Origin of the sequence: Pantoea sp. VS1 (genome assembly GCF_002207995.1) — a bacterium.
Lineage (GTDB): Bacteria > Pseudomonadota > Gammaproteobacteria > Enterobacterales > Enterobacteriaceae > Pantoea > Pantoea dispersa.
Window position 1 is genome coordinate 1 of sequence record NZ_NHZE01000014.1, and the last position, 16,055, is coordinate 16,055.

General features: G+C 57.6%; 12 protein-coding genes and 4 tRNA genes. 4 read left to right on the plus strand and 12 right to left on the minus strand.

Going from position 1 to position 16,055, the window contains the following annotated elements; translation table 11 throughout:
- Positions 1–10: 10 nt before the first annotated feature.
- From CBW22_RS08950 to mltB, 12 genes are all read right to left on the minus strand, one after another.
- Positions 11–87 (minus strand) — tRNA-Arg (locus tag CBW22_RS08950).
- Between the two features lie 58 nt (positions 88–145).
- Positions 146–222 (minus strand) — tRNA-Arg (locus CBW22_RS08955).
- A 233-nt stretch (positions 223–455) separates the two neighbouring features.
- Positions 456–532 (minus strand) — tRNA-Arg (locus tag CBW22_RS08960).
- A 9-nt stretch (positions 533–541) separates the two neighbouring features.
- Positions 542–634, minus strand: a tRNA-Ser gene (locus CBW22_RS08965).
- Positions 635–941: 307 nt separating this feature from the next.
- Positions 942–1,127 carry a carbon storage regulator CsrA gene (gene csrA / locus CBW22_RS08970; RefSeq protein ID WP_088516490.1) on the minus strand — a complete coding sequence of 62 codons (186 nt, stop codon included), beginning with the start codon at positions 1,125–1,127 and terminating at the stop codon, positions 942–944.
- 249 nt (positions 1,128–1,376) lie between these two features.
- On the minus strand, positions 1,377–4,004 hold the full coding sequence (gene alaS, locus CBW22_RS08975) for an alanine--tRNA ligase (protein ID WP_088516491.1): 2,628 nt from the start codon (positions 4,002–4,004) through the stop codon (positions 1,377–1,379).
- A 135-nt stretch (positions 4,005–4,139) separates the two neighbouring features.
- On the minus strand, positions 4,140–4,655 hold the full coding sequence (locus CBW22_RS08980; RefSeq protein ID WP_223815705.1) for a regulatory protein RecX: 516 nt from the start codon (positions 4,653–4,655) through the stop codon (positions 4,140–4,142).
- Between the two features lie 107 nt (positions 4,656–4,762).
- Positions 4,763–5,833: a recombinase RecA gene (gene recA, locus CBW22_RS08985; protein ID WP_021507334.1), complete on the minus strand. Its 1,071-nt coding sequence runs from the start codon at positions 5,831–5,833 to the stop codon at positions 4,763–4,765.
- Between the two features lie 93 nt (positions 5,834–5,926).
- A complete protein-coding gene (gene pncC, locus CBW22_RS08990; protein ID WP_058776003.1) occupies positions 5,927–6,421 on the minus strand; it encodes a nicotinamide-nucleotide amidase in 495 nt (164 codons plus the stop codon).
- A 102-nt stretch (positions 6,422–6,523) separates the two neighbouring features.
- Entirely contained in the window at positions 6,524–7,300 is a 777-nt protein-coding gene (gene tam / locus CBW22_RS08995) for a trans-aconitate 2-methyltransferase (protein WP_088516492.1), read from the minus strand.
- A 213-nt stretch (positions 7,301–7,513) separates the two neighbouring features.
- Entirely contained in the window at positions 7,514–7,849 is a 336-nt protein-coding gene (locus CBW22_RS09000) for a zinc ribbon domain-containing protein YjdM (protein WP_088516493.1), read from the minus strand.
- 86 nt (positions 7,850–7,935) lie between these two features.
- A complete protein-coding gene (mltB, locus tag CBW22_RS09005; RefSeq protein ID WP_031279678.1) occupies positions 7,936–9,018 on the minus strand; it encodes a lytic murein transglycosylase B in 1,083 nt (360 codons plus the stop codon).
- A 323-nt stretch (positions 9,019–9,341) separates the two neighbouring features.
- Between mltB and CBW22_RS09010 the strand changes: the two genes are divergently transcribed.
- The 4 genes from CBW22_RS09010 (at position 9,342) to mutS (ending at position 16,046) form a co-directional block, all read left to right on the plus strand.
- Entirely contained in the window at positions 9,342–9,884 is a 543-nt protein-coding gene (locus tag CBW22_RS09010) for a fimbrial protein (RefSeq protein ID WP_088516494.1), read from the plus strand.
- A 43-nt stretch (positions 9,885–9,927) separates the two neighbouring features.
- Entirely contained in the window at positions 9,928–10,644 is a 717-nt protein-coding gene (locus CBW22_RS09015) for a fimbria/pilus periplasmic chaperone (RefSeq protein WP_088516495.1), read from the plus strand.
- A 123-nt stretch (positions 10,645–10,767) separates the two neighbouring features.
- The gene (locus tag CBW22_RS09020) at positions 10,768–13,248 is read left to right on the plus strand and encodes a fimbria/pilus outer membrane usher protein (protein ID WP_176428099.1); all 2,481 of its coding nucleotides are present in this window, start codon (positions 10,768–10,770) and stop codon (positions 13,246–13,248) included.
- A gap of 254 nt (positions 13,249–13,502) precedes the next feature.
- A complete protein-coding gene (mutS, locus tag CBW22_RS09025) occupies positions 13,503–16,046 on the plus strand; it encodes a DNA mismatch repair protein MutS (RefSeq protein WP_088516497.1) in 2,544 nt (847 codons plus the stop codon).
- Positions 16,047–16,055 lie beyond the last annotated feature (9 nt).

Consider the following 16,055-nt stretch of genomic DNA (forward strand, 5'->3'; position numbering starts at 1 on the left):
TCGGAGAAGATGGTGCATCCAGGAGGATTCGAACCTCCGACCGCTCGGTTCGTAGCCGAGTACTCTATCCAGCTGAGCTATGGATGCATTGAGAGATTTTCTTACGATGGACTAACTGAAATCAACCTGGGAATGATACAAAGAATGGTGCATCCAGGAGGATTCGAACCTCCGACCGCTCGGTTCGTAGCCGAGTACTCTATCCAGCTGAGCTATGGATGCATTAAATGATTCTTGTACAACGCAGGGTGCTAACAACTCACCATGAAAGGAACTGCTCGTTCACTCTTACTACTCTGAAGTAAATACCATATCCGAAGATTGTGCATCCAGGAGGATTATTCGGCTTGCGCCTCACCCTGCGGGCCGTTGCTGAAGCAACGTTATCCTCCTTAGTACGCCCTGAAAGCTCATCGCTTCATGACACACTGAGGCACTTTCCATCCCGAAAAAGATGGTGCATCCAGGAGGATTCGAACCTCCGACCGCTCGGTTCGTAGCCGAGTACTCTATCCAGCTGAGCTATGGATGCATCGGAAAATGGCGGTGAGGCGGGGATTCGAACCCCGGATGCAGCTTTTGACCGCATACTCCCTTAGCAGGGGAGCGCCTTCAGCCTCTCGGCCACCTCACCTTACGCGTTCTTGCGAACCGTGCTTTTGAACTTTGTTTCCGCTCATCGGCACTGCGTGGCGCACATATTACTTTCCCGGACTTATAAGTCAAACAATTTTTCCCGACTTTTTACCGATTAAGGTTTGATTGCGCAAATGACGTGCAATCCGCATATTTTGCGGGCAAAAAGAGTGATTTATCAACAGTAAAAGCGTGCGGCAGCCGACATAATTCGCGGAAAAATCAGGAAAGCGTGAACGGATAAAAACAACGACGGGAGGGAGAGAAGCGGTAGCGCCTCGCCACACAGCGAGGCACTGAATACGTTATTGAGATGTACTCTGTGTTTTTTCAGCCTGAATACGCTGATAGATCTCTTCACGGTGAACCGACACTTCTTTTGGCGCGTTTACGCCTATGCGGACCTGGTTACCCTTAACACCCAGCACCGTTACAGTTACCTCATCACCAATCATGAGGGTTTCACCAACTCGACGAGTTAGAATAAGCATTCTTTGCTCCTTGAAAGATTAAAAGAGTCGGGCCTGTTCGGTCTCCCGGCCATATCCATCATATAACGCTGAACAATGCCTATGACAAATACACCATTGTATTCTGCCATGCCAATACATTCTGCTGATAGTTAGTTTAGCCGAAATACACTACATCAACCGGACTTTGTCATTACCTGGTGCACACCGCGTTAAAAAGCGCCGAAACAGATGTTTCTGGCGCTCTTCACGATGCTTAATTTTATTTCGTTACAGCCGGTTACTCACCCACTCCGGCACGCCAGCCAGCGCGCCAGAAAGTGCCTGGGCGTCGGTTCCGCCAGCCTGCGCCAGGTCCGGACGCCCGCCGCCTTTACCGCCGACCTGCGCAGCCAGTTCGCCAATCAGCTCACCGGCCTTCACCCGATCGGTCAGATCTTTGGTGACGCCAGCAATCAGCGACACCTTACCTTCTGCAACGGTTGCCAGTACGATGACAGCAGAACCAAGCTGATTTTTCAGATCGTCCACCATCGTGCGCAGCATTTTTGGCTCGACATTGCTGAGTTCGCTTACCAGCAGTTTCGCGCCCTTCACCTCAACCGCTTTGCTACTCAGTGAAGCGCTTTCCTGCGCCGCTTGCTGATCGCGTAGCTGTTGCAGCTCTTTCTCCAGCGCACGCACGTTTTCTACCAGTCCGCGCACTTTCTCGTTCAGATTACTGTGGTTGGCTTTCACCACCTGAGCAATGTCGGTTAGCTGATCGCTCTGCGCATGCAGTTGTGCAATCGCGGCTTCACCGGTCACCGCTTCGATACGGCGAATACCCGCCGCCGTGCCGGCTTCGCCCTGAATGCGGAACAGGCCGATGTCACCGGTGCGGGCCGCGTGCGTACCGCCGCACAGCTCAATGGAGTACTCGCCCATGCTGACCACGCGCACACGCTGATCGTACTTCTCACCGAACAGCGCGGTGGCGCCCAGCGCTTTCGCTTCTTCCAGGTCCATCACGTTAGTGGTGATAGGCAGGTTGCGGCGAATCTGGGCGTTAACGATATCCTCAACCGCACGAATCTGCTGCGGCTTCATGGCTTCGCCGTGTGAGAAGTCAAAACGCAGGTACTTGTCGTTGTTGAGCGAGCCTTTCTGACCAACGTGATCGCCCAGCACTTCGCGCAACGCTTCGTGCATCAGATGCGTCGCTGAGTGGTTGAGAATGATGCGCGAACGACGCACTTCATCAACCTGCGCTTGCAGGCGATCGCCCACCCGCAGCTGCCCCTGACGTAGCTTACCGATATGACCAAAGGCTTTGCCATATTTTTGCGTATCCTGCACGCTAAATTCAGCATTTTGCCCGGTCAGAGTGCCGGTATCGCCCACCTGGCCGCCAGACTCACCGTAGAACGGGGTCTGATCCAGAATCACCACCGCATCCTGCCCGGCTGTAACCTGCTCAACCTGCTGGCCGTCCACAAACAGCGCCTGCACCGTCGCCTCAAGCGACAGGTGGTCGTAACCTTTGAATTGAGTTGGCGTATCGAAGCGGATAACCGTGTTGTAATCGGTACCGAAGCCGCTGGCTTCACGCGCACGCTGACGCTGCTGCTCCATCGCCGCTTCAAAGCCCGCCTCGTCAATCTTCAGATTGCGCTCACGGCATACGTCAGCAGTCAGGTCCGCCGGGAAGCCGAAGGTGTCATACAGACGGAACACCGTTTCGCCGTCGAGGGTGTCGCCTTTCAGCTTCGCCAGCTCGTCGTCCAGCAGTGCCAGGCCACGCTCCAGCGTTTTAGCAAACTGCTCTTCTTCATTTTTCAGGGCGTTTTCAACGTGCTTCTGCTGACGCTTGAGATCCTCACCTGCTGCGCCCATCACCTCGATCAGCGGAGCCACCAGTTTGTAGAAGAACGCTTCTTTCGCGCCCAGCATGTTGCCATGACGCACCGCGCGGCGAATGATGCGACGCAGCACATAGCCACGGTTTTCATTCGACGGGATGACACCATCGGCAATCAGGAAGGCACACGAACGGATGTGGTCGGCGATCACGCGCAGTGATTTGTTGTTCAGATCGGTGGCACCGGTTACCTGCGCCACCGCGTTAATCAGCTTCGCGAACAGATCGATTTCATAGTTGGAGTTCACATGCTGCAGTACCGCGGCGATACGCTCAAGGCCCATACCGGTATCCACCGACGGTTTCGGCAGTGGCTGCATGGTGCCGTCGGCCTGACGGTTGAACTGCATGAACACGATGTTCCAGATTTCGATATAGCGATCGCCATCTTCTTCCGGACTGCCCGGAGGACCGCCCCAGATATGGTCGCCGTGATCGTAGAAGATTTCGGTGCACGGACCGCAAGGGCCGGTATCACCCATCTGCCAGAAGTTGTCAGAGGCGTAAGCACCGCCTTTATTATCGCCAATGCGGATAATACGTTCGCGCGGTACGCCGATGTCATTGGCCCAGATTTCAAAGGCTTCGTCATCGGTTTCGTATACGGTTACCCACAGACGCTCTTTCGGCAGCTTAAACCACTGCTCGCCCGTCAGCAGTTCCCAGGCGTAGGCAATGGCTTCTTTCTTGAAGTAGTCGCCAAAGCTGAAGTTGCCCAGCATTTCAAAGAAGGTGTGGTGACGCGCGGTGTAGCCGACGTTTTCCAGGTCATTGTGCTTACCGCCGGCACGCACGCAGCGCTGCGACGTGGTGGCACGCGAATAATCGCGCTTGTCCTGACCAAGGAAAACGTCTTTAAATTGCACCATGCCGGCGTTAGTAAACAGCAACGTCGGATCGTTGTTTGGTACGAGGGAGCTGCTGGCTACAACCTGATGTCCCTTGCTATGAAAAAAGTCGAGAAACGCTTGACGGATCTCAGCAGTGCTCTTGCTCATAAAATTCCTGGAATCACGCTAACGAACGTTCCCTTTCGCTGGCAAACCGCATGCGCCCGGCCCGCCACTGACTGAGGAACAAAAAGTGGGAATAAGATAAATTTTCTTCAATGGGAAGTAAAATCCCATCGCCTTTCAGTCGTCAATATTTCTGAAAATCGCCTGAATGTCTTCCATCATAAAGCCTTTCGACATCAGAAAGCGCTGGACTTTGCTTTTTTCCGCCCAGCTTTGCGGCAGCGGTTCGCCGAATTTACGTTTAGCGACCTCGGCCGCGCACTGGCTCCAGTCAACCTCGCTATCGAACAGCGCCTGGTTGATCTCATCGCGGTCGATGCCTTTTTGCTGCAGCTCCATGCGCACCCGCTGTGGACCATAGCCTTTACGCGCGCGACTCTGAATAAAGCGTTCGGTAAAACGCTGGTCGTTGAGCCAGCCATTCTCCTGACACCAGTCGAGCACTTTCTCCAGCAGCGCTTCCGGTATCGGCTGGCTCTCCTGTTGCTGTAGCCAGGCCGCACGCTGATTGTTCAGCTGCAGTTTGCGTTTCAGCTCGTCGCGGCTATGGTCGCGCTGCGACAAAATACGCATGGCACGATCGAGTACCCGCGAAAAGGTTGGCTCCGGAGCCTGTGATGAGGTCGATGACATAGGATTACCTTGTTGTGACTGTTGCGCAGGGTAAAGCAAGAAGGCAGAGAGGAAAAGCACGGGCGGGAAAAAGCAAAACGGGAGCATTGCTGCTCCCGTGGGTATGGTTAGAAATCTTCGTTGGTTTCGCTGGCTTCTTCGTATTTATCAGCCGCGCTATCCGCTGTCGCCGCTTCCGCCGTTGCACCGGTCAGCAGCATGTCACGCAGCTTAACGTCGAGCTCATTGGCAATCGCCGGGTTCTCTTTGAGGAAGTTGGTAGCGTTCGCTTTACCCTGGCCGATTTTATCGCCGTTGTAGCTGTACCACGCACCGGCTTTTTCCACCAGCTTGTGCTTCACGCCGAGGTCAACCAGCTCGCCGAAGGTGTTGATGCCTTCACCGTACATGATCTGGAACTCAGCCTGCTTAAACGGTGCTGCCACTTTGTTCTTCACCACTTTAACGCGGGTTTCGCTCCCCACCACTTCGTCGCCCTCTTTAATGGCGCCGATACGGCGGATATCCAGACGCACAGAGGCGTAGAATTTCAGGGCGTTACCACCGGTGGTGGTTTCCGGGTTACCGAACATCACACCAATCTTCATACGAATCTGGTTGATGAAGATCAGCAGCGTGTTGGACTGCTTAAGGTTACCCGCCAGCTTACGCATCGCCTGGCTCATCATACGCGCAGCCAGACCCATGTGCGAATCACCGATTTCACCTTCGATTTCCGCTTTCGGCGTCAGCGCCGCCACGGAGTCAACGATGATCACGTCTACCGCACCAGAACGGGCCAGCGCATCACAGATCTCCAGCGCCTGCTCACCGGTATCCGGCTGCGAACACAGCAGGTTATCAATGTCGACGCCCAGTTTCTTGGCGTATACCGGATCCAGCGCGTGCTCGGCATCGATAAAGGCACAGGTTTTGCCTTTACGCTGCGCAGCAGCAATGACCTGCAGGGTCAGCGTGGTTTTACCGGAGGACTCAGGTCCGTAAATTTCAACGATACGGCCCATTGGCAGGCCACCCGCGCCCAGCGCGATGTCCAGCGACAGGGAGCCGGTAGAGATGGTTTCAACATCCATCGAGCGGTCTTCACCCAGGCGCATGATGGAGCCTTTACCAAATTGTTTCTCAATCTGGCCCAGCGCGGCAGCTAAAGCCTTCTGTTTGTTCTCGTCAATCGCCATTTCCACTCCTAATCATGCCGGGTGAGCGGGCACCGTGTATGCCTGCTCGTTCTGTTGCCGCTAATTATACTGTATAGTCATACAGTATCAAGTTTAATTTGTCAGAAATTCATCCAGCAGCGCCTGCAGCGCCCAGCTGACCGACTGACGCCGGACAGCATCACGATCGCCGGCAAATTGCTGGCGCTGTGCCAGCACGCGGCCCTCCGGACCTGCCAGCGCAAACCAGACGGTACCGACCGGCTTTTCTGCCGTGCCGCCATCCGGTCCGGCGATGCCGCTCACCGCAATACCGTAGCCAGCGCCGGCCGCGGCACAGGCGCCGGTCACCATTTCGCGTACCGTTTGCTCACTGACGGCACCGTGCTGCGCCAGCGTCGCCGCCTGCACGCCAACCATCTGCTGCTTGGCCTCATTGCTGTAGGTAACAAAGCCGCGCTCAAACCACGCCGAACTGCCGCTGATGTCGGTAAATACCTTGGCAATCCAGCCGCCGGTACAGGACTCCGCCGCCGTCACCGTCGCCTGACGATGCCTGAGCTGTTCGCCAATACGTCGGCTGAGCTGCTGAAGTTGTTCGTCGTTCATCGCCTTCTCCTGTTGTGGCGCTTCACGTTAGCAGTAAATGGTGCGGCAACAAGCCCTTTTCAACCGCCGCCGTCGCATTTTGCGCGCTGCGTTCCGGCAGGGTCAGCGCGTTTTCACCGCCACCATAAATAAACGCGGGAAGGCCAGCAAAACCTGTCCATTACTGCGCGTCGGGTAAGCGGGCAGCAGCGCCTGATGATAATCGTGTAAAAAGTCAGCCTGCTGCACCTCATCCAGCGCGGTAAGGAACGGACGCAGCCCGGTGGCGCGCAGCCAGCTGATGATCGCCTGCGCATCCGCCATCGGATGATAGTAAGTGGTGCGCCAGATATCGACCTGACAGCCTGCATCGCTTAATAAATCATAGTAGCGATCGCTGCTCAGCAGGCGTTTACGCTCTGCCGCCTGAGGCGAAATATGCGCCTGCCAGCGTGAGCTGGCGGCCACCTCACGCATCAGACGATGCGACGGCTCCTGCAGGTTATCCGGCATTTGCACCGCCAGTGCACCGCCCGGTGCCAGCTGGTTTACCAGATGCGGCAACAAGGTTTCGTGGTCGGTCAGCCATTGCAGCGACGCGTTGGCATAAATGACCTGTTGCGGCTGCTCAGGCTGCCAGCTGCGGATATCGGCCTGACAAAAGTCACAGTCCGGCAGGCGTTGCCGCGCCTGTTCCAGCATCGCCTCAGAGCTGTCGATGCCGGTGATGTGCGCCTGCGGCCAGGCCTGCGCCAGCAGTTCCGTGCTGTTGCCCGGGCCACATCCCAGGTCCGTAGCAAAGCGCACCTCGTTGACGGGAATACGCGCCAGCAACTCCTGTGCCGGACGCGTACGCTCAGATTCAAACTGACGATACAGCTGGGGATTCCAGTCTTGCATAGCAACGCTCCTGTCTGTATGGAAGAGTCACACACTACCTGTTTTGCTGCGCGAGGTGCGAAGAGAAAAGTGCGGTTGCCGAAAAAGTGTGGGTGGCGCAGCGGAGTCAGGTGCTGCAGGCTCAGGCGAGGTGATAGCGCGCACGGGCGCGGATGTCATTACTTCCGCATCCTGCGGGGGAAAGCAACAGGACGGCGCATGGCCGTCCTGCAATTAGTTCTTTTTCACAAACTCAGATTTGAGTTTCATCGGACCGAAGCCGTCGATTTTGCAATCGATATTGTGGTCACCTTCAACCAGACGGATGCTTTTCACTTTAGTGCCGATTTTCAGGGTGGAAGAGCTGCCTTTCACCTTGAGATCTTTCACTACGGTTACGCTATCGCCATCTGCCAGCAGGTTACCGTTGGCATCGCGCACTACCAGACCTTCGCTGCTGTCATCCGCGCTGGCGGACCAGATATGGCCGCAGGAGGGGCAGTTCAGGTTATCACCCTCCTGCCAGGTGTAGTCTGCCTGGCAGGCCGGGCAGGCAGGTAAAGTCGTCATACATATTCCTCAGTGGTCGGTATGCGATGAAGAAGGCACCGCAAAACGGACGCCATCTTATACCCTCATACTTTATAAGGACAGTATTAAAGCATGTTGCCCTGACGCGCCTGGGCGACCGCCTGCCCCAGCTGCCATACCGCCATGGCATAGTGCGTGCTGTGGTTGTAGCGCGTAATCACGTAGAAATTAGGCAGACCGTACCAGTATTGATAGCTGGTGCCGAGATCCAGCCGCAGCAGGCTGACCTGGCTGTTGCCATCCAGCGAACCCTGCGGTGCCAGACCGCTGGCCGCCAGCGTATTCACTGAATAAGAGGTTTTGAAACCGTTCTCCAGCGCCGGTGCCTGACCGCTGGCGGGCACGGCGACGTTTTCACCGGAACGCCAGCCATGCGCTTTGAAGTAGTTGGCAACGCTGCCGATGGCATCCACCGGATCCCACAGATTGATATGGCCGTCGCCGTTAAAATCGACCGCATACTGCTTATAGGAGGACGGCATAAACTGGCCGTAGCCCATGGCACCGGCGAAAGAGCCGCGCAGATCCAGCGGATCGTCCTGCTCGGTGCGCGCCATCAGCAGGAAGGTTTCCAGCTCGCTGCTGAAGTAAGCGGCACGGCGCGGATAGCTAAACGAGAGCGTCGCCAGCGCATCCAGCAGACGGGTTTTGCCCATCACCCGACCCCAGCGTGTTTCCACCCCGATAATCCCGACAATGATCTCCGGCGGTACGCCATACACCTGCTGGGCGCGCTGCAGCGCATCCTGATACTGATTCCAGAAGGCGACGCCGTTCTGCACGTTATCCGGGGTGATAAATTTATTGCGATAGCGAATCCACGCGCCGTTCGGCCCACTCGGCGGCGTATAGCTCGGCGCCTGCTGATCCATCAGGCGCAGCACGTAATCCAGTCGCTTCGCCTGGCCAATGACCGCATGCAGCTGGTCGCGGTTGAAACCGTGCTTCGCCACCATCTGATCGATAAATTGTTCTGCCGCCGGATTACCGGCAAAGTCGCCAAACATCGGCTGAATGGCGTGAGAAGGTTCCAGTAAAAACCCCCCTTTCGGTGCAGGCACAACGGCGGATTGCTGCTGGGGAGCAGGCTTACTGCTGCAGGCAGCAAGCAAACAAATAAGCGGAAGAAGAGCAACCTTAAAACGCATCGGATATCCATAAGCCAGATGAAACACGAATGCTCATGGTAATCGTTCAACGAAGCGACTTACAGAGCAATGTCGTAAATTTACGCCGCCATACACCGGGTTCAGTTTTTGATCATTTTGTAGTCCGCAACTTACAAGTCGAAACACCCCGTCTGATTTTTCTCATCTTCACGCTGACTGAATATATCCCCGTGCCGGAGATACCGGACGCGCCAGTGTCGGTGCCTTAGGTACCTTCAGCAAAGAAAGGACGCTTCGTCCCGGAGTGCTCACCTGCACGCAGGCACTCCGCTCCCCTCATAACACGCATATGGATAGTAAAAATGAAAAAATTAACCCTTCTTTCTACTCTGGTCGCGATGGCTGCCGTATCAGGTGCACAGGCCGCCTCTTCAGGCACCATTACCTTCAACGGTGAACTGACCGCGTCTACCTGCGACGTCTCCGTCGACGGCAAAGGCCCAAGCTCGACTGTCGTGCTGCCAACGCTGAGCACCAGCGCTTTCCAGAAAGCTGGCGAAACCGGTGGTACGACGAAGTTCCTGATGACGCTGACTAACTGTAAGGGCACGCTGCAGACCGCGTCCGCCTTTTTCGAAGCCGGTCCGAGCGTAGACATGACCAGCGGCCGTCTGAAAAACACTACCGGCAGCGCCACCAACGTACAGCTGCAGCTGCTGGATGGCTCAAGCACCACTCAGGCACCGATTGATGTAGGTAACAGCAACCAGATGACCAACACCCAGTACGTGGATATCTCCAGCGGTAAAAACACCCTGCCCTATGCCGTACGTTACTACGCAACTAACGCCGCGACGGCCGGCACCGTGGTGAGCAACGTCACCTACTCCATTCAATACAAATAATTTTTCGGGGGCTGATGCTGCCCCCTTTCTTTCTGGAGCTTCCATGCGTTGCAACACCGGGCGCGCGGCCATGTCCGCGCTTTTATTGACTCTGCTTGTCCTGCTGTCCGGTGGTGCGCAGGCAGGGGTGGTTATCAACGGCACGCGGGTTATCTATCCGCAAAAAGAGAAGAACGTCACCGTTCAGCTGAGTAATGAAGGCACGGCGCCGGTACTGGTGCAGAGCTGGCTGGACAAGGGCGATATGAATGCCAACCCGCAAACGCTGCAGGTGCCCTTTGTCCTGACGCCGCCCATCAATCGCATCGAGCCGAAACAGGGGCAAACGCTGCGCATCAGCTATACCGGTCAGCCGCTACCGGCGGATCGTGAAAGCGTGTTCTGGCTGAACGTGCTGGAAATACCGTCGAAGCCAGCGGATGCCAGCAGTAACAACTTTCTGCAGATGGCCTTCCGCACGCGCATCAAGCTGTTTTTCCGGCCGACCGGACTGGCGGGCACGCCAGCGGAAGCCGCCAAATCGCTGCGCTGGACGCTGCATAACGGCGAAGTCACGGCAACCAACGCCTCGCCCTGGCATGTTTCGCTGGTCTCGGTGCGCCTGAAAGAGAGCAATGCCAAAGCCGCCAGCGCAGAGATGGTGGCGCCGGAGAGCAGTGCCAGCTTCAGGCTGACGGGCGCGGCGAGCGGAAAAACCCTTGTTGCTGATTGGGTAAATGATTACGGCGCCATCGTCTCCAGCGAAGCCGTTATTCACTGACGATCGGCCTGAACCTGCATAAACAAGTCTGTTATGACCACTAAAAACCCATTATTAAAAGCAGCGCGGCCCTCAGCCGCCGTCAAAACATTGTTATTATGCTCAGGCTTTCTGCTTCCCGCCGTGGCAGGCGCGGAGGCGGAAAGAGACGTCGCCACCCACGCGCAATTTGATCCTGCCTTTCTGAATAGCTTCGGCGGCCAGCACTATGATCTGTCGCGTTTTGCCGACGGGGCCAGCGCCACGCCAGGACGCTATCCGGCAACCGTTTATCTCAATGACAGCTTCATTGCCAGCGAAGACGTGGAGCTGCGGCAGCAAGGCAAGCGCGTCGCGCCCTGTTTATCGCCGGGGCTGCTGGCGCTGATCACTTTTCGCGAGTCGCAGCTCTCTGCGGCTATGCGTCAGGCACTGGCTCAGCCCGCAGCCTGTACCGACCTGGCGGCGATCATGCCGGATGCTCGCGTCAGCTTTAATAGCAGTGAACAACGTCTCGATATCTCCGTACCGCAGCGTTATCTGGATAATCATGCCTTTGGTGAAGTCAGTCCGTCGCGCTGGGACCGCGGTATTAACGGCGGCCTGCTCGGCTATAGCCTCAACGCCTGGCAAAATACCACGCGCTACGGCAACGAAAACTCTCTGTATGCGCAGGTTAACGCTGGCTATAACGTCGCAGGCTGGTATTTTCGCCATAACGGCGTGTTTAATCAGGGCAGTACTACGGGTGCCCGCTACAGCGCGCTGAACAGCTATATGCAGCGCGACATTACGCCGCTGCGCGCGCGCCTGCTGGCCGGTGAATCGGCCACCTCCGGCGTCTTGTTTGATACCCTGCCGTTTACTGGCGTGGAGCTGGCCACTGATGAACGCATGCTGCCCGCGTCACAGCGTGGCTATGCGCCCGATATTCGCGGCATCGCACGCACCAACGCCCGCGTCACCGTACGCCAGGCCGGCCAGGTGATTTATGAAACCACGGTTTCACCCGGTGAATTCCTGATCAATGATCTCTATCCCACCGGCTACGGTGGCGATCTCGAGGTGACCGTAACCGAAGCGGACGGTAGCGTGCAGCGTTTCAGCGTGCCTTATGCTTCAGTCGCGCAGCTACTGCGTCCCGGCACTTCGCGCTACTCACTGACCGCAGGCCGGCTGCGCAGCGATTTTGTCGCCGGACGTCCCGCACTGTATCAGGGCACTATCCAGCATGGCCTGACCAACGCTCTCACCGCCTACAGCGGGATGCAGCTCAGCCAGAACTACTATGCGCTGCTGTTCGGCGGGGCGGTATCCACGCCGATTGGCGCTGTCGCGGCCGACGTAACGCAGGCGCGTGCGCATCTGAGTAATCGTGGCGACAGCATGAGTGGGCAAAGCTACCGTCTGAGCTGGAACAAAACCATCACCGACACCGGCAGTAATATTTCGCTGGCCACCTACCGTTTCTCCACCAGCGGCTTTATGGATTTCATGACCGCCATCCAGTCACGCGAAGCGGTCCTGCAGGGGAGTGATGCCCGTGGCTTTAGCCGGATAAAGAATCGCGCCACGCTCACCGCCTCGCAGACATTACCGCCAGCGTGGGGGCAGTTTTATGTCAGTGGTTCGGTGCAAAACTACTGGAACAATCACGGTAGTGATGTGCAGTATCAGCTGGGTTATAGCAACCGCTACCGTTCCGTCACCTGGGGCATCAGCGCTGGCCGCTCACGCAATCGTCAGGGCATGCAGCAGGATACCTGGTTGTTCTCACTCAGCTTCCCGCTGGGGAGCGATGACAATGCGCATCAGCCTTACGTGCGCCTTGACTGGAACCGTGATAGTCAGGGCGGCAACAGTCAACAGGCGTCGGTCTCAGGCAATCTGGGTGACGACAATCAGTTTGGCTATAGTGTCACCGGCAGCCACGACGTGCGTAACGGCGACAGCGGATCGCTCAACGGTCAGTACCGTGCGCCGTGGAGCAGCCTGAATGCCAGCGCAGCCCAGGGTAACGGTTACCGCAGCCTCTCGGCAGGTGCCAGCGGCACGCTGCTGGTGCACAGCGGTGGTATCACCCCGTCGCCTTACAGCGGTGAAACCTTCGCACTGGTTGAGGCGAAAGGTGCGCACGGTGCGAATGTTTCCGGCTATCCGGGCGTGGAAATCGATAGCGCAGGCTATGCTGCCGTGCCGTACCTCAATCCCTATCAGCTCAACGATATTGCCATCGACACCAAAAACGCGCCGGAAGATCTGGAGCTGAACAACACTCAGCAGCGCGTCGCCCCCTGGGCCGGTGCTGTGGTGAAAGTGAATTTCAACGCTCAGCGCGGCCTGCCACTGCTGATCAACGGCAGCTTTGCCGGTAAACCATTGCCGTTTGGTGCGGAAGTGGTGGATGAGAGCGGTGCCAGCGTTGGCAGTACCGGCCAGGGCGGGCAGCTGTACGCGCGCGTGCACCAGCCGCAGGGTGTCCTGACGGTACGCTGGGGTAGCAACAGCAATGAACGCTGCCAGCTGCCTTATCGCCTGCCCGACGTGCGGGAAGGCGAGAAAGTGACGCTGACCGAACTGACGCTCACCTGTAGCGCGGCCGCGGCCTCGCCCGGCCGCGGCTAAGCGCCGAATTTGCGCGCTGGCTCCACAGTTTTCCCCGCCGCGTAAAATTTGCTTTTTACCGCCTGTCGCAATTTGATATGGTCGCCAGCCAGAAACATCGGCTGGCGGATGAAGCGGGCTGCGCAAAAATGCTAACATCTGCCCTTTCGTTATCCGCCAGTGTGATAACCATCCATCCCCGGCTGCCCCTGTCCAGCCAGCGGAAATCAAAAGAGTGAATCCTGAGTGAGAATGAGATGAAAGGAGCAGAGCAAATGGACTTCAGTGGCCACACCCCCATGATGCAGCAATACCTGCGCCTGAAGGCCGATCATCCTGACATCCTGCTGTTTTATCGCATGGGCGATTTCTATGAGCTGTTCTACGACGATGCCAGACGCGCCTCGCAGCTGCTGGAGATCTCGCTGACCAAACGCGGTGCGTCCGCCGGTGAACCGATCCCGATGGCCGGCGTGCCCTATCATGCCGTTGAGGGCTATCTGGCGAAGCTGGTGCAGCTGGGCGAATCGGTGGCGATCTGTGAACAGATTGGCGATCCGGCACTCAGCAAAGGGCCGGTTGAGCGTAAAGTGGTGCGCATTGTAACGCCCGGCACCATCAGTGATGAAGCGTTACTGCAGGAGCGCCAGGATAACCTGCTGGCAGCCATCTTCCAGAGCCAGCGCGGTTTTGGCTATGCCACGCTGGATATCAGCTCCGGGCGTTTCCGCCTCAGCGAACCGGGCGATGTCGAGACCATGGCGGCCGAACTGCAGCGCACCAATCCAGCAGAGTTGCTCTATCCGGAGGATTTGCAGGCCATGACGCTGATCGATCAGCGCCGCGGGCTGCGGCGGCGTCCGCTGTGGGAATTCGAAATCGACACCGCACGTCAGCAGTTGAACCTGCAGTTTGGCACGCGCGATCTCAGCGGCTTTGGCGTCGAGCAGGCGCATCTGGCGCTGCGCGCGGCGGGCTGTCTGCTGCAGTATGTCAAAGATACGCAGCGCACCTCGCTGCCGCATATTCGCTCGCTGAGTATGGAGCGCCAGCAGGACAGCGTCATTATGGATGCGGCTACCCGGCGCAATCTGGAAATCACCCAGAATCTGGCGGGCGGCAGCGAAAATACGCTCGCGGCGGTGCTGGATAAAACCGTCACGCCGATGGGCAGCCGCATGCTGAAGCGCTGGCTGCATATGCCGCTGCGCGACGTGGCCACCATCACGCGCCGCCAGGAATCAATTGCCGAACTGCAGTCGCTGAGCGAAGAACTGCAACCGGTGCTGCGCCAGGTGGGCGATCTGGAGCGTATTCTGGCACGTCTGGCGCTGCGCACCGCGCGTCCGCGCGATCTGGCGCGTATGCGTCATGCCTTCCAGCAATTGCCAGAACTCAATACCCAGTTAGCAGACGTGGCCGCGCCCCATCTCAATGTGCTGCGCGATCGGATGGGGGATTTCAGCGAACTGCGCGAACTGCTGGAAAGCGCCATTATTGAATCGCCGCCGGTGCTGGTGCGCGACGGAGGTGTTATCGCGCCCGGCTATAACGCCGAGCTGGACGAGTGGCGCGCGCTGGCCGACGGTGCCAGCGACTACCTTGACCGCCTGGAGATTCGCGAGCGCGAAAAACTGGGGCTGGATACGCTGAAGGTTGGCTTCAACGCTGTGCACGGCTATTACATTCAGGTCAGCCGCGGACAGAGCCATCTGGTGCCTATCCATTACGTTCGCCGCCAGACGCTGAAAAATGCTGAGCGCTATATCATTCCCGAACTGAAAGAGTACGAAGACAAGGTTCTCACGTCGAAAGGCAAAGCGCTGGCGCTGGAAAAGAGCCTGTATGACGAGCTGTTTGATCGCCTGCTGCCGCATCTCGAAGCGTTGCAGCAGAGCGCCGCGGCGCTGGCAGAGCTGGACGTACTGGCCAACCTGGCCGAGCGCGCCTGGACGCTCAACTACTGCCGCCCGGTGCTGCAGGAGAAAGCCGGGATTCGCATCACTGCCGGTCGCCATCCGGTGGTGGAACAGGTGCTGAAAGAGCCGTTCATTGCCAACCCGCTGTCGCTTTCGATGCAGCGTCGCATGCTGATCATTACCGGCCCCAACATGGGCGGTAAGAGTACTTACATGCGGCAGACGGCCCTGATTGCACTGATGGCCTGGATCGGCAGCTATGTGCCGGCGGAAGAGACAGTGATCGGCCCCATCGATCGCATCTTTACCCGTGTCGGTGCCGCCGACGATCTCGCCTCCGGGCGCTCTACCTTTATGGTCGAGATGACCGAGACCGCCAACATTCTGCATAACGCCACCGAAAACAGCCTGGTGCTGATGGACGAAATCGGCCGCGGGACGTCCACTTATGATGGCCTGTCGCTCGCCTGGGCCTGTGCCGAAAGCCTGGCGAATCGCATCAAAGCCATGACGCTATTTGCTACCCACTACTTCGAGCTCACGACCCTGCCGGAGAAAATGGAAGGCGTGGTGAATGTGCATCTTGATGCGGTGGAACACGGTGACACCATCGCCTTTATGCACAGCGTGCAGGATGGTGCCGCGAGCAAGAGCTACGGCCTGGCCGTGGCGGCGCTGGCCGGTGTGCCGAAAGAGGTGATTAAGCGTGCGCGCCACAAGCTAAAAGAGCTGGAAGCGCTGTCGGGCAGTTCTGCCGGCTCAACGGTGGAGGGCTCACAGCTGCCGCTGCTGGTGGCGGAAACCTCGCCGGCAGTGGAGGCGCTGGAAGCGCTCGACCCGGACAGCCTGACGCCCAAACAGGCGCTGGAGTGGATTTACCGTCTGAAAACCCTGATGTAACCTGCCACC

Excerpts from the sequence above, each read along its gene's own strand:
- recA (WP_021507334.1), bottom strand. The coding sequence starts at position 5,833 with ATGGCGATTGACGAGAACAAACAGAAGGCTTTAGCTGCCGCGCTGGGC.
- csrA (WP_088516490.1), bottom strand. The coding sequence starts at position 1,127 with ATGCTTATTCTAACTCGTCGAGTTGGTGAAACCCTCATGATTGGTGAT.
- pncC (WP_058776003.1), bottom strand. The coding sequence starts at position 6,421 with ATGAACGACGAACAACTTCAGCAGCTCAGCCGACGTATTGGCGAACAG.
- CBW22_RS09010 (WP_088516494.1), top strand. The coding sequence starts at position 9,342 with ATGAAAAAATTAACCCTTCTTTCTACTCTGGTCGCGATGGCTGCCGTA.
- alaS (WP_088516491.1), bottom strand. The coding sequence starts at position 4,004 with ATGAGCAAGAGCACTGCTGAGATCCGTCAAGCGTTTCTCGACTTTTTT.
- mltB (WP_031279678.1), bottom strand. The coding sequence starts at position 9,018 with ATGCGTTTTAAGGTTGCTCTTCTTCCGCTTATTTGTTTGCTTGCTGCC.
- CBW22_RS09015 (WP_088516495.1), top strand. The coding sequence starts at position 9,928 with ATGCGTTGCAACACCGGGCGCGCGGCCATGTCCGCGCTTTTATTGACT.
- CBW22_RS09000 (WP_088516493.1), bottom strand. The coding sequence starts at position 7,849 with ATGACGACTTTACCTGCCTGCCCGGCCTGCCAGGCAGACTACACCTGG.
- CBW22_RS08980 (WP_223815705.1), bottom strand. The coding sequence starts at position 4,655 with ATGTCATCGACCTCATCACAGGCTCCGGAGCCAACCTTTTCGCGGGTA.
- tam (WP_088516492.1), bottom strand. The coding sequence starts at position 7,300 with ATGCAAGACTGGAATCCCCAGCTGTATCGTCAGTTTGAATCTGAGCGT.
- mutS (WP_088516497.1), top strand. The coding sequence starts at position 13,503 with ATGGACTTCAGTGGCCACACCCCCATGATGCAGCAATACCTGCGCCTG.